The sequence below is a fragment of the Actinoplanes sp. NPDC051859 genome (genome assembly GCF_044452725.1).
In the GTDB taxonomy this organism is placed as follows: domain Bacteria; phylum Actinomycetota; class Actinomycetes; order Mycobacteriales; family Micromonosporaceae; genus Actinoplanes.
In genome coordinates this window covers 100,599-113,699 of sequence record NZ_JBITBX010000007.1, presented here as the reverse complement: position 1 = coordinate 113,699, position 13,101 = coordinate 100,599, and the positions used below count along the sequence as shown (strand labels likewise).

Annotated in this window: 10 protein-coding genes; 7 read left to right on the top strand and 3 right to left on the bottom strand. The window is 71.4% G+C overall.

Annotated elements, in window-relative coordinates:
* The first annotated feature begins 19 nt into the window (after positions 1–19).
* From ACIA1L_RS19320 to ACIA1L_RS19295, 6 genes are all read left to right on the top strand, one after another.
* Positions 20–736 (top strand): response regulator transcription factor, encoded by a 717-nt coding sequence (locus tag ACIA1L_RS19320; protein ID WP_396074187.1) that lies wholly within the window; start codon positions 20–22, stop codon positions 734–736.
* Between the two features lie 7 nt (positions 737–743).
* The gene (locus ACIA1L_RS19315) at positions 744–2,297 is read left to right on the top strand and encodes a sensor histidine kinase (protein WP_396074186.1); all 1,554 of its coding nucleotides are present in this window, start codon (positions 744–746) and stop codon (positions 2,295–2,297) included.
* 70 nt (positions 2,298–2,367) lie between these two features.
* Positions 2,368–4,002, top strand: coding sequence for a trypsin-like peptidase domain-containing protein (locus tag ACIA1L_RS19310; protein WP_396074185.1), 1,635 nt, complete (start codon positions 2,368–2,370; stop codon positions 4,000–4,002).
* Between the two features lie 217 nt (positions 4,003–4,219).
* Positions 4,220–7,375 carry a cyclic nucleotide-binding protein gene (locus ACIA1L_RS19305; protein ID WP_396074184.1) on the top strand — a complete coding sequence of 1,052 codons (3,156 nt, stop codon included), beginning with the start codon at positions 4,220–4,222 and terminating at the stop codon, positions 7,373–7,375.
* A gap of 63 nt (positions 7,376–7,438) precedes the next feature.
* Positions 7,439–7,594, top strand: a complete 156-nt coding sequence (locus tag ACIA1L_RS19300) for a hypothetical protein (RefSeq protein WP_396074183.1) — start codon at positions 7,439–7,441, stop codon at positions 7,592–7,594.
* 52 nt (positions 7,595–7,646) lie between these two features.
* Entirely contained in the window at positions 7,647–8,411 is a 765-nt protein-coding gene (locus ACIA1L_RS19295; RefSeq protein WP_396074182.1) for a hypothetical protein, read from the top strand.
* Between the two features lie 7 nt (positions 8,412–8,418).
* On the opposite strand, the gene ACIA1L_RS19290 is transcribed toward ACIA1L_RS19295, so the two are convergent.
* From ACIA1L_RS19290 to ACIA1L_RS19280, 3 genes are read right to left on the bottom strand one after another with little or no spacing between them, the layout of a single operon-like run.
* A complete protein-coding gene (locus ACIA1L_RS19290; protein ID WP_396074474.1) occupies positions 8,419–9,480 on the bottom strand; it encodes a 1-acyl-sn-glycerol-3-phosphate acyltransferase in 1,062 nt (353 codons plus the stop codon).
* Positions 9,477–10,328, bottom strand: a complete 852-nt coding sequence (locus ACIA1L_RS19285) for a patatin-like phospholipase family protein (protein ID WP_396074181.1) — start codon at positions 10,326–10,328, stop codon at positions 9,477–9,479. Before ACIA1L_RS19285 ends, ACIA1L_RS19290 begins: the two co-directional genes overlap by 4 nt.
* A 21-nt stretch (positions 10,329–10,349) precedes the next feature.
* Positions 10,350–11,009 (bottom strand): TetR/AcrR family transcriptional regulator, encoded by a 660-nt coding sequence (locus ACIA1L_RS19280; RefSeq protein WP_396074180.1) that lies wholly within the window; start codon positions 11,007–11,009, stop codon positions 10,350–10,352.
* A gap of 62 nt (positions 11,010–11,071) precedes the next feature.
* Between ACIA1L_RS19280 and ACIA1L_RS19275 the strand changes: the two genes are divergently transcribed.
* Positions 11,072–13,090 carry an acyl-CoA dehydrogenase gene (locus tag ACIA1L_RS19275; protein WP_396074179.1) on the top strand — a complete coding sequence of 673 codons (2,019 nt, stop codon included), beginning with the start codon at positions 11,072–11,074 and terminating at the stop codon, positions 13,088–13,090.
* The last annotated feature ends 11 nt before the right edge of the window (positions 13,091–13,101 follow it).

Here is a 13,101-nt window from a genome sequence, read left to right as displayed (position 1 = left end):
CTGGGCGAAGATGGGGGCCATGGCCGCCACACAGACCCAGGGCAAGCAGAGCGAGGCGAAGCTCCTCGTCGTCGAGGACGACGCCAACATCCTCGAGCTGCTCTCCGCCAGCCTGCGCTTTGCCGGGTTCGACGTCAGCACCGCGACCAGCGGCAGCGCCGCCGTCAGCGCCGCCAAGAACGCCACTCCCGACCTCGTCGTCCTCGACGTGATGCTGCCCGACCTCGACGGCTTCGAGGTCATCCGGCTCATGCGCGAGGGCGGCGCCCGCACGCCGGTGGTCTTCCTGACCGCCCGCGACGGCACCGACGACAAGATCCGCGGCCTCACCCTGGGCGGCGACGACTACGTGACCAAGCCGTTCAGCCTCGAGGAGCTGACCGCGCGCATCCGGGCCGTCCTGCGCCGCACCAATGCCGGTGACGAGGAGCCGTCGCGGCTGGTCTTCGCCGACCTGGAGCTCGACGAGGAGACCCACGAGGTCTACCGGGCCGGCCAGCGCGTCCAGCTTTCGCCCACCGAATTCAAGCTGCTGCGCTACTTGATGCTCAACGCCAACCGGGTGCTGTCCAAGGCGCAGATCCTCGACCACGTCTGGAAGTACGATTTCCGCGGCGACGACAACATTGTCGAGTCGTACATCTCCTATCTGCGGCGGAAGGTCGACAACGTGCAGCCGCGCCTGATCCACACGCTCCGCGGCGTCGGCTACGTCCTGCGCAAACCCGCCGCCTGAGCCACCGGTGACCCTCACCGAACGGGTCCGCAGTCACGTCCCGCTGCAGACCGGGCTCCGCCGCGTGCCGCTGCGCACCAAGCTCGTCGCCGCCGTCCTCGTCCTGGTCTTCGCCGCACTGACCCTGATCAGCGCGGCCAGCACGTACGCGCTGCACAGCTACATGATCGGCCGGCTGGACGCGCAGCTCCGGCAGTTCACCGACCTGGTCGACGACCTGCCGCCCAACGTGCGCGTCGTCCTGCCGTCCGACTACTACTTCTTCGTGACCACCGTTGACGGCGTCGGCGACCCGGACGACGAGGAGTTCGACCACGAGCTCTCGCGGGCGTCCCTGCCGCCGCTGGCGAAGGGACTCGACCAGGTCGGCCGGCACATCGACAAGCCGTACACCGCGAAGGCCCCTGACGGCACCCTCTGGCGGATGCTGATCACCGACGAGGGCGGGTCGGTGCAGCACGTCGGCCAGAAGCTGGTCGGCATCGACGACGCGATCGAGCGGCTGATCTGGGTGGACGTCCTGGTCGGCGCCGGGGTGCTGTTGGCGCTCGCCGCGATCGGTGCCGCCATCGTGCGGCAGAGCCTGATCCCGCTGCTGCAGATCGAACGCACCGCCGCGGCCATCGCCGCCGGCGACCTCACGCAGCGCGTGCCCGACCCCGAGTCCGACGAGGGCGACCCGGAGACCGAGCTGGGTCGGTTGTCCCGCGCCCTCAACTCGATGCTCGCCCAGATCGAGGCCGCCTTCACCGCCCGCGCCATGTCCGAGACCGCCGCCCGGGCCGCCGAGTCGCAGGCCCGCGACGCCGCCGAGAGCGCCCAGGCGTCCGAGGCGCGAGCGGTGCGCTCCGAGCAGAAGATGCGCCAGTTCATCGCGGACGCCTCCCACGAGCTGCGAACGCCGCTGACCTCCATCCGCGGCTTCGCCGAGCTGTACCGCCAAGGTGCGGTCGCCAAGCCCGAGGACACCGCCCGGATCCTGCGCCGCATCGAGGACGAAGCCGCTCGCATGGGCCTGCTCGTCGAAGACCTGCTGCTGCTCGCCCGCCTCGACCGGGAACGGCCGGTCAGCCTCGCCCCGGTCGAGCTCCCCGTCCTCGCGCACGACGCGGTGAGCGCGGCCCGGGCCACCGCGCCGGACCGCACGATCGAGCTGGAAATGCGGGAAGAACCAGAACGGCTGATCGCGTACGGGGACGACGCACGGCTGCGGCAGGTGATCGGCAACCTGATGACCAACGCGCTCGTGCACACCCCACCGGACGCGTCCGTCAAGCTGTCGCTCTCCACCGCCCCGGGCGGTCGGGTGCTCATCGAGATCGCCGACACCGGTCCCGGACTGCGGCCGGAGCAGCGTGAGCACGTCTTCGAACGGTTCTATCGCGTGGACGAGGCGCGGACCCGGCACACCGACCGGGAAGCGACCGGCACAGGCCTGGGCCTCGCCATCGTGGCGGCCATCGTCCGTGCGCACCACGGCACCGTGGACGTCGTCAGTGAACCGGGCGAAGGCGCCACGTTCCGGGTCTGCCTGCCTGCGCTCGTACCGGACGAATCCTGAGGTTTCATTCACAGAAAACGTTCAGGGCAAGCACAGGTCAGTCGGAGCGCTGCGGGGCAAGGTTGACCCTATGAGTGAGCACGAGACCAACCCGCAGCGGCACGAGGACTCCACGCCCGAGGAGCAGTCGCACCGGCCCGCGGACGCCACCCCCGCAGGCATGAACCCGGAGCGGGGACAGTCCGGCACGACGGTGCAGCAGCCCGCGCCGAACCCGACGCTGTGGTCGCCGCCCCAGCCGCAGCCCGGACCCACCGCGCCCGTCCCGCAGTCGGCGCCGCCCGCCGCCCCGCAGTCGGGCCCGCCGGCCGCCCCGCAGTCGGGCCCGCCGGCCCCGCAGTCGGCCGCCCCGCTGCCGCCGCACGGCGAGTTTGCGCAGGCCGCCAGCCCTGCCAGTCAGACCCAGCAGTGGCCCGCCTCGCCGTGGCAGCAGCCCACCGCGCAGTATCCGCACCAGCTCTACCCGGGTCAGCAGCCCACCTATGCCGGCGCCTACCCGCCGCCGCAGCAGCCCAGTGAGGGCCAGCCGCAGCCGGGCGCCGACGGCCAGTGGAACGCCGCCCCGATCTGGGCCGCCCCCGTGGGCGCCGAGCCGCAGCGGGCACCCTCGCAGCCCGGCCGCGGTCGCAAGATCCTGGTCGCCGGCGCCGCCGCTGCGCTGATCGCACTCGTTTCCGGCGGGATCGGCGCGGCCACCGCCCTCGCCTTCACCTTCGACGACCAGGGCGCGGCCACCGTGCAGAGCAGCAACTCCTCAGTCACGCGGGTCGTCGACCGGTCCTCGCTCGCACAGATCGTCACCGCGGTCAAGGACAGCGTCGTCTCGATCAAGACGGCCAACGGCGAGGGTTCCGGCGTCGTCCTCAACACAGACGGCTTCATCGTCACCAACAACCACGTGGTCGCCACCGCGCAGAACGGCGCCGTGCAGGTCGTCTTCGCCGATGGCAAGCAGGCGAACGGCAAGGTGACCGGCACCGACCCGCGGACCGACCTGGCCGTGGTCAAGGTCGACGGGGTCACCGACCTTAAGCCCGCCACCTTCGGCAAGAGCGCGGACATGCAGGTGGGCGACACCGTGCTCGCCCTGGGCAGCCCGCTGGGCCTGGAGGGCTCGGTGACCGAGGGCATCATCAGCGCCAAGGACCGCATCATCCAGGCCGGCGGCGGCGAAGGCCAGCAGACCCCGCAGAACCCGTTCGGTAACCAGCAGCAGCAGTCGCAGGGCACGAGCTCGATGTCCGGCCTGCTGCAGACCGACGCCCCGATCAACCCCGGCAACTCGGGCGGCGCGCTGGTCAACACCAACGGCGAGATCATCGGCATCAACTCGGCCATCGCGACCTCGGGATCCGGCTCCGGCAACATCGGCCTGGGCTTCGCGATCCCCAGCGACAAGGTCAAGACCGTCGTCGAGTCGCTGATGAAGGGCGAGAAGGTCAGCCACCCGGCGCTCGGCGTCAGCGTCAACCCGGCCGAGGGCGGCGGCGCACTGGTCGCCCTCGTCACCCCGTCCGGCGCCGCCGCCAAGGCCGGGCTGGAACGCGGCGACGTCATCAAATCGGTGAACGGCAAGGTGGTCAATGACTCCGACGACCTGGTGGCGATCATCCAGGCCGGCAAGGTCGGTGACTCGGTGTCCATCACGCTCACCCGCAACGGGCAGGAGCAGACGGTGAGCGCCACCCTGGCCGAAGCCGAGTAAGGGCTACTACCGGTGCCCGCCGGGGCCATCCGGCGGGCACCACCTCCCCACAGCGGTGGGTGATCGGCGCCAAGGGGGTTGGTGTCGGTCACCCACCGCTCCCTTATGTCCGCTGTGCGTGATACCTGCTGGCTATCGGCAAATCGGGTACTCGCCTAGAACCCCGCGGAACGCCTACTCTCCATTCGCCGATCAGAATGGAAGAAGGCCGACCCGAGTGACCTACGTCGAGACCCGGATGAGCGTCTGGGAAGCCCTGGCCGGGCGGGCACCGGGCGAGCCGCTCGGACCCGCCGACCCTGGCCTGTGGGGCGCTGTCGTCGACCGCCTCAACCCGGCGCGCGCCCGGCCGGTGCTGCGGGCGGGCATCGAAGCCGTCGAATTGATCAGCGTGCGCGGCACCGCGTACGTCATGCTGCGCTCGCCCGACGGCAGTGGCCGCGTGTGCTACCTGCGGCTGACCCCGGAAGAGTGGCAACTCGCCCAGTTGATGGACGGCACCTGCACGGTGGCCCGGCTGGTCGCCGAGTTCGCCCGTCTCGCCGGCCGGCTCGCCCCCGACCAGGTCCGCCGGATCGTCGCCGACCTCGCCGGCAACCGCATGCTCGAAGAACTGCCGGTCGACGCCTTCCGCTCGTTGCAGGAGCTCGACCGCAAGCCCCTCGCCGAGCGGGTGGGCAGCCGGCTTCTCGCCGCTGCCCGGGGCCGTCGCATGCTCGTGGCCGATATCGACGGGTTCGTCACCGCGCTCTATCGCGCCGGTGGGCGGCTGTTCTTCACCAAGGCCGCGGCGATCGTCATGGCTGTCCTGGTGGTCACCGGCATCGGCCTGTTCGCCGCGACCTGGTGGCGGGGCAGCCAGGCGGTGTTCCTCACCAACGGGTCGTACCTGCTCGGCGCGATCGTGCTGCTGCTGCTCAACCTGGTCGCCCTGGCCGGTCACGAGCTCGGCCACGCCCTCGCGACCAAACACGCCGGGCGGGAAGTGCCCGCCGCCGGTCTGCTGGTCTACTTCGGCATCCCGTCCGTGTTCGTGGACACCACCGACGTGTGGATGGCCGGGCGCCGGGCACGCCTGCTCGTCACCGCCGCCGGCCCGATCTTCGGCCTGGTCATGGCCGGATCCGTGCAACTCGTGGGCCTCGCTGTTCCGGCCCTCGGGCCACTAGCCTTCAAGCTGGCCTTCGCCTGGTACCTCAACGCGCTCTTCAACCTGAACCCGCTGCTCGCGCTCGACGGCTACTACCTACTGATGGACTGGCTGGAGATCCCGAATCTGCGTGGCCGGGGACTCGCCTGGGTGGCTGCCCGGCTGCGCGGCCGCCCGCCCAAGTGGAACGTCCTCGACCGGGAGGGCCGGATCGTCGCCCTGTACGGCATCCTCGCCGTCCTGTGGCTGGCAATAGCGGTCAACCTCGCCTACCGCATCTGGGCCGACCGGGTCGCGGGCCTCGTCACCGGCCTGTGGCACAGCGGCATCGGCGGCAAACTGCTGCTCATCCTCGTGGTGGGCGGCCTCTGCGCCCCGCTGGTGCACCTGGCCGTACGCCTGGGCGCCCGCTGGTGGAAACAGGCACGGATCCGGGCCGACGAGAAGCACCGCCGGGTTGACGCCCCACGCCGGATCGCCGCCCTGCGCAACTCCGACCTGGGCGGCCTGCCCGAGGCCACCCTGGCCGAGCTCGCCGACCAGGCCACCTGGGTACGCCCACCGTCCGGCACCGCGATGATCTTCGCGGGCGCCGCCCAGCACACCGTCTACGTGGTTGTCGACGGTGCGATGCAGGCCCGCAAGCCCGGCGACCCCGGCGGCACGATCCGGCAGCACGTCGGCGCCGGCGGCATCGTCGGACTGTCCGGTGCGCTCACCGGGCGAGCCTCAGCGCTGGACTGGCACACGGCCGGCACGACGCTGCTGGCCGTACCGGCGGCGACTGTCGCGTCCGCCGTGGGGCCACTGCCCGGCCCGCCGCCCGCCGACCGGCTCGAAGCTGAGGAACTGTTTGCCGACACGCCGGCCCTCGCCACGCTGGCCGGCGACGAGCGGCTCGCCCTGATCGCTTCCGCGCACCCCGTCGACCTCGAACCCGGCGCGCCCGTGGTCCTGCCCGGACCGAGCCACGCGGTCGTCATCGAATCCGGTGTGATCGCGCTGCCGGACGGCGTCGAGCTGCGCCGCGGCACCCTGATCGGGCCGGTGGGCGACGGCAGCCCGGGCGAGGTCGCGCAGACCCGTACGCCCACCCGGCTGTGGATCGTCCCCGATGCCGCCGACCTGCCGCCGCTCGTCGGTGGCCCGCCCCGGCTGACCGGCCCGGATCGCGGCCGTGGGGAGACCACGTCCGGGGTGCACTCCGGTGGGGCTTATCCGCCGCTCGCGGTGCCGCCCGGACCGCCGGTGGGCACCGAGGACACCGAGGTGGATCGGCGCTTCGAACGTCGCCTGTGGTGGCTCGTCCTGCTGCTGCTTCTGCTGTCGCTGTTGCTCACCGCGGTGAACCTGCGACCCGGCCCGGCGTGGGCCGAGATGCCCACCGACCGGGTGCTGCTCAGCGCCGACCGGGGCACGGTGACGGCCACCTCTGCCGGTCGTACGGTCCGCCTCACTGAGGGTGAGCGCCGCTACGTGCCGAAGGGCACGCGCGTCCTGGTCGCGGACAAGGCCACCGGCCGCCTGCTCTTCCAAGGCGGCTCGACGACCCTGCTCTGCGCCGGTACGCAGGCCGACATCGGCACCCTCCGCACGGAGACCGGCCGTGGCCGGGTGCCGCACGGTGCCCTGACTGTGCAGGCTGGCCGGTTGATCGCGGACACGGCTAGTACGAGCGGCGCGTATCAGCCGCTCCAGCTGACGGTGGCCCGCCCCGGTGCCGGCGATGTCACCAACAACGGTGTGGCCTGGTTTGCCGTCAGCCCGGCCACGATCGGCGTATCCGCCGGCCGGGTCTATGACGCGGGCACGCCGGTGATGGCTAACGCCACCTCGCTGAGCTGCGGTAACGACGTTCCGGAAACCCCGGCGTCCGAGGCGCCCAGCCAGACGCCGAGCGAGGAACCCAGCGAGGAGCCCAGCTCCACGCCGCCGTCGGTGCCGCCCACCGAGGCGACGACCGCACCGCAGCCGACCCGCGACCCGGTCACGCCACAGCCGCCGGTGGTGAACCCGCCGGCACCGCCGACCGCACAGCCGACGACGACACCGCCCAGCCGGCCCACGGTGCCCGACCCGCCATCGGATCCGCAGGACCCGCCGTCCCAGCCGGAAGTTCCGCCGTCGCGGCCGGAAGACCCGCCGTCTCGGCCGCAGGATCCCCCGTCCCGCCCCCAGGACCCGCCGTCCGAAGAACCGCCGACACCACCCGTGATTGGATAAAACGTGCTTTGTTTCTTCTGCGCCAAGGCGGCCCGGGGCAGCTGCCGGTTCTGCGGTCGCGGCGTGTGCGAGGACCACGCGCGCTTCGGGCCGTACGTGCTGCAGGTCAGCCGCTCGGCGAACCGGGACCGGGTCGAGGCGCTGGTGGTGGAGGACGCGGTGCAGTGCGGCACCTGCCGGCCCCGCCCCCAACCGGTCGCCATGCCGGAGCTGGACTGATGACCCGGACCGGGGGATGGTCGGGCTGGACACCGCGGCCTAGCTTGGGCACATGAGCGATTTCGATGCCGTGCTGGAGCGGTTGCTCACCGACCCGGCCTTTTCGGCGCAGCTCGCCCGCGATCCCGGCGGCGCACTGGCCGGCTACGACCTGGACGGAGCCGAGCGCGAGCTGCTGCACCAGCAGGTTTCTGCGGATGCTGGCGGATCGGCGGCCGTGGTCGAGGACCGGGTCAGCAAGTCCAGCACGTTCGGTCTGTTCGGTGCTTTCGCCGGCATCGGCGGGCTCACCGACCACACCGGCGCGGCACCGCTGCCCGCAGACGGTGCGGCCGGTGTCGGCCCCGGCACCGGCTCGTCTTCGCTGGGAGCGGCAGCGGCCAACGTCGCACAGGCGGCCGCCGCCGGCCTCGGCCAGGCCCCGAACGCCTGGGGAACCGGCGGTGGCGAGATCCCCGCGAGCATGGGCCTCGGTGACGCGCCTGGCCGGGCCGTCTCCGGCTTCGGCGACGCGCCGCGCACCGGGTTGGGCGCCGCAGGTTCGGCACTGCCCGCCCCGCAGGGCTATGCGGTCGAGGTCGACGCGGACGGCGACGGCACCATCGACAGGTCGGTCTACCGCGGCCATCGCGGCGGCGGCGCCGAGATCCTGGTCGACCAGGACGGTGACGGCAGAGTGGACTTCGTCGGCGTCGACAAGAACCTCGACGGGCTCGTCGAATACGCCAACTACGACACCGACCACGACGGCACGTTCGAGACCCGGATGTACGACGACGACGGCGACGGCTGGCTCGACCGTACGGTCCAGCGCTAGCGCATGGTCAGCTGCCGTGTCGGGAGCGGCGGGCCGCCCAGTCGGTGCTGAGTGGGTGCGGCTGGGGGCCGTGGTCGTCGATCCAGGTGTCGATCCGGGCCCACCAGTCATAGAGCCAGGCGGTGCGGTCCTTGTCGCCGGTGGGGATTTCCTCCGGTGGCACGCTCCAGAAACGCATGACCAGCCGCTTGTCCATGGGTAGTTCGCGCCACACGTCACCGAGGGTCAGCATTTTGTCGAGGCCGGTGTGCGCCACGAAGATGACGCCGGCGTCCGGGGCGGCGTCGATGGCCGCGAGCAGGCCGCCCGGCTTGGGTGGCAGGACGTTGCGGAGGCCTTCGGCACGGACGGCCATGTCTTCCAGGCCGCGGTCGCGGAGTCGGGCGATGGCGCGGGTCCGGCGGTGTGGGGTGAAATTGCCGCCTTCCGGGAAGATCACGAACGCGTCGTTGTGGTCCAGGCCGTTGGCGAGGGCGCCGACTTCGGCTTCCAGGTCGATGACGCCGGGTCGGCCCGGACTGATGAACCGGTTGGGGAGCCGGTTGAGCAGGACGTCGACCGCCGGATCCCATTGCAGGGCGGCTTTGAGGACGATGCGGGGCTCGCGCTCGAACCAGTTGACGAGGGCGTGGATCAGGATGAAGGAGTCGCCGGGTCCGGCGTGTCGGCTGACCACGATCTCCGGACGGCCGGGCATACCGGTGTCCGGGTCGGTGCCCACCACGTCGATGGTGAGGTGCAACGACCAGCGGACCACCCAGAACAGCGCTTGCAGGAACTTGCCGGTCAGCACGTAGTGGGCGCGTTGGAAGGTGGGCGTACGGATTTTCCAGCCGAAACCGGAGGCCAGCCAGAGCACCGCCAGGCTGATCAGGGCAGCCGCGTCCCAGACGAGGTAGAAGGTCGCGAGGAATGCCAGCCGGGGCAGGCGCAGATGGCCCGGGGCCAGCGGCGATGCGGCGAGCGCCAGCAGCAGCCAGATCGGCAGCGTGGTCAGCAGGAAGACGGCGAGCACGACCACGGCCGGGGCGATGAGCAGGCGGCGGACCCACACCGGCGGCAGCATCAGGCGCCGTCGCCGGGCGAGGTGGGGACGTTTGCCGCCAGGTAGCGCCGGGTCGCCGTATAGGCGCGGCTGATGCGGCGACCGGCGGCGGCCATGTCCCGGTAGGCCCAGGGGAGATCGTCGCGGCTGTCGCCGCTTCCGGCTGGCAAGACGTGCACACTGACATCGTCCGGCACCGATGCAAGCTCCCGCGCGAACCGGTGCCGCCGGGCGATTTCGAATGCCACCTGCGCCACTTCCCAGGGGCGCCGCGGGACAGTGAGCGGTCGTTCGATCCGCCCGACCTGCAGCACGAAGATCAGTTTGGCGCCGACGCGGATCGCTTCGCCGATCGGGATCGAGTTGACGATGCCGCCGTCCACGAAGTGTTCCCCGTCGATCGCTATCGGCGGCAGCAGCCCCGGGACCGAGGACGACGCGAGCACCGCGTCCACCAGCGGGCCGCTGTCGAACCAGTGCTCGGCGGCGCGCTCGATGCTGGCGGCGCAACACCGGAACGGCACCTTCAGATCGGCGAAGGTCGGGTGCTCGCCCAGCTCGGCGGCGAGCAGGCGGCGCAACGGCAAGGGCGAATGCAGATGGGTACGCGCGGCGAACCTGCGCAGCTGGCGGGCGACGGAATCCCCGTACACTTCGGCGGCTTCGGGGGAGGCCCACAGTCGGACCAACCGTTCGGTGACCGCCTCGCTGGGGTCGGCGGCGACCAGCGCGCCGTTGACGGCGCCGATGGAGGTGCCCACCACCACGTCCGGTCGGTGCCCGGCGCGGAAGAGCGCGCGCAGCATGCCTACCTGGACGGCGCCGAGCACCCCGCCACCACCGAGGACGAACGCGACCGGCCTGTGTTCCATGCGGCTCATCGTTCCACGCGGTCAGTCGATGAGGTCCGGGGCCGGTGCGAGCTCGGCGTCCGGATCGAGTGGCCGTCCGATGCGGTCCAGCATGTTGCCCAGCACCAGCCACACCTGGGCTGCGAGCCATTCGCCGAGCGATTCGAGGCCTTCGTCGTCCGGGTGGTCCAGCCACCAGATCACGCCGGCGTCGACCAGGCCGATGACGCTGGCGACCACGTGGGCTGGTGGCTGCGCGTCGTAGCCGGCGGCTCGCAGGTAGGCCACGGCCGCCTCGGTGAACTCCGGTACGGCCTGGCTGGGGCCGAGCCGGGCCCGGAAGCGATATAAGTGCGGGTGGTCGACGGCCCAGTGCAGGACCCGGCCGATGACGCCGCGGACCAGGTCCGGCGGGGTGCCGCGGGCGGTCAGCGTGGGTCGGATCCAGGCGCTGAGCAGGCGCCCGGCCTGCCGGCCCACCTCTTTGTCGAGGTCGTCCTTGCCGGTGAAATGCCGGTAGACGTGCGGCCGGGGGAGGCCGGCACGGTCGGCGACCGCACCGAGCCCGGCGTCGCTGCCCAGCTCCTCGATGGCGAGCACGGCAGCATCCACGATCTCCCGGCGCCGGCGCTCCCGGGCGTCGCTGTCCCGGGCGTTACGTCGCCCGGCGATCGTGTCGCTCCTGGTCGCCGCCTCGGTCACCCGGCAACTCTAACTGGTACAGCTTGTACCCGAAACCGGGTACAAGCTGTACCGTGAGACGCATGCCCAGATCACAGCCCGCCCCGATCGATCCGGTCCGCCTGCGGGAGGTGCTGGACGGCCGCTGGGGACACGTACGCCAAGCGGCCCGCGAGCGCATCAACGACAAATTCGTCCCCGTGTACGGCGAGAACGTCGAAGAAGCCCGCGACCGGATCAGCCGGCTCCTGACCGAGCTCCCCGCCGACCTCGGCATCGCGGCCGCCTTCCCCGTCGAGTACGGCGGCGCCGCCGACCCGGGAGCCGCGATGGTCGGCGGCGAAATGCTGGCCCACATCGACCTGTCCCTCATGGTCAAGGCCGGCGTGCAATGGGGACTGTTCGGTGGCGCGGTGGTGGCCCTCGGCACCCGCCGGCACCACGACGCGTACCTGCGAGACATCATCTCGGCCGACCTCATGGGCTGCTTCGCCATGACCGAGACCGGGCACGGCTCCGACGTCCAGCAGCTCCGGACCACGTGCACGTACGACCCGACAACGCAGACGTTCGACCTGCACACCCCGCACGAGGCGGCCCGCAAGGACTACATCGGCAACGCCGCCCGCGACGGCCGGATGGCGGTGGTGTTCGCCCAGCTCGTCACCCAGGGCCGCAACCACGGTGTGCACGCCTGGCTGGTGCCGATCCGCGACGCTGACGGCGCCCCGATGCCCGGCATCTCGATCGGGGACGCCGGTCCCAAGGCTGGCCTGCTCGGCGTGGACAACGGCCGTCTCACCTTCGACCACGTGACCGTCCCCCGCGACATGCTGCTCGACCGGTACGGCCAGGTCGCCGCGGACGGCGCGTACACCAGCTCGATCGAGGGCGACACCCGCCGCTTCTTCACCATGCTGGGCGCCTTGGTCCGGGGCCGGGTCGCAGTCGGCGGCGCGGCCTCCTCGGCCACCAAGAGCGCACTCACGATCGCCGTCCGGTACGGCGACACCCGCCGCCAGTTCGCCGAGCCCGGCGCCGAGCGGGAGATCGTCCTCAACGACTACCTCGCCCACCAGCGCAAACTCCTGCCCGCGCTAGCCACCACCTACGCGCTGCACTTCGCCCAGGAAGAACTGGTCAGCGCGCTGCACGACGTCCAGACCGCGACCGGCCCAGTGGACGAGCACGTGCAGCGCGAGCTGGAATCCCGGGCGGCGGGCCTGAAGGCGGCGCACACCTGGCACGCCACCCGCACCATCCAGGCCTGCCGCGAGGCCTGCGGCGGCGCGGGCTATCTGGCCGAGAACCGGCTGCCCGCCCTCAAGGCCGACACCGACGTGTTCACCACGTTCGAGGGCGACAACACCGTGCTGCTCCAGCTGGTCGCGAAAGGCCTGCTCACCGGCTATCGCGACGCCTTCGGGTCGCTCGACGGCTGGGGTCGCGCCACGTTCGTCGCCGATCAGGTACGCGAGGTCGTGCTGGAACGTACGGCGGCCCGCTCGCTGATCCAACGACTCGTCAGCGCCGTACCTGGAAGGGATGAAGAAGTTGCCCTCAGCGACCGGGGCTGGCACGTGCGGATGTTCGAGGACCGAGAGAAGCACCTGCTGGAGAGCGCGATCCGGCGGTTGCGCGGCGGCTCGGCCACGAAGAAGGACCGACCGTTCGACATCTTCAACGACGTCCAGGACCACGTGCTGAAGACCGCCACCGCGCACATCGACCGGATAGCGCTGGAAGCCCTGGTCGCCGGCGTGGAGCGCACCACCGACCCGGCCGCCCGCGACCTGCTGTCCCGAGTCTGCGACCTGTACGCACTGAGCACCATCGAGGCCGACAAGGGCTGGTTCCTCGAGCACGGGCGACTCACCCCGGCCCGCTCCAAAGCCATCACCGCCATGGTCAACGACCTGCTCAAGGAGCTGCGCCCGGCCATGCCCGCCCTGGTGGACGCGTTCGGCATCCCCGACGAATGGCTCAACTGCGCGATCCTCCGCGAGGAACCGGCTCGCCAGGAGGCCATGGCCGTGCACGACGCCGAGCTGCGCACCTCTCAAGATGTCCTGACCGGTCCCGAGGTGCCGGCCGCGCAGTGAGAGTTCGCCTT

What these genes read in the sequence shown, in the direction of transcription:
- ACIA1L_RS19295 (WP_396074182.1), top strand. Translation starts at nt 7,647, where the DNA reads ATGAGCGATTTCGATGCCGTGCTGGAGCGGTTGCTCACCGACCCGGCC.
- ACIA1L_RS19310 (WP_396074185.1), top strand. Translation starts at nt 2,368, where the DNA reads ATGAGTGAGCACGAGACCAACCCGCAGCGGCACGAGGACTCCACGCCC.
- ACIA1L_RS19320 (WP_396074187.1), top strand. Translation starts at nt 20, where the DNA reads ATGGCCGCCACACAGACCCAGGGCAAGCAGAGCGAGGCGAAGCTCCTC.
- ACIA1L_RS19275 (WP_396074179.1), top strand. Translation starts at nt 11,072, where the DNA reads ATGCCCAGATCACAGCCCGCCCCGATCGATCCGGTCCGCCTGCGGGAG.
- ACIA1L_RS19285 (WP_396074181.1), bottom strand. Translation starts at nt 10,328, where the DNA reads ATGGAACACAGGCCGGTCGCGTTCGTCCTCGGTGGTGGCGGGGTGCTC.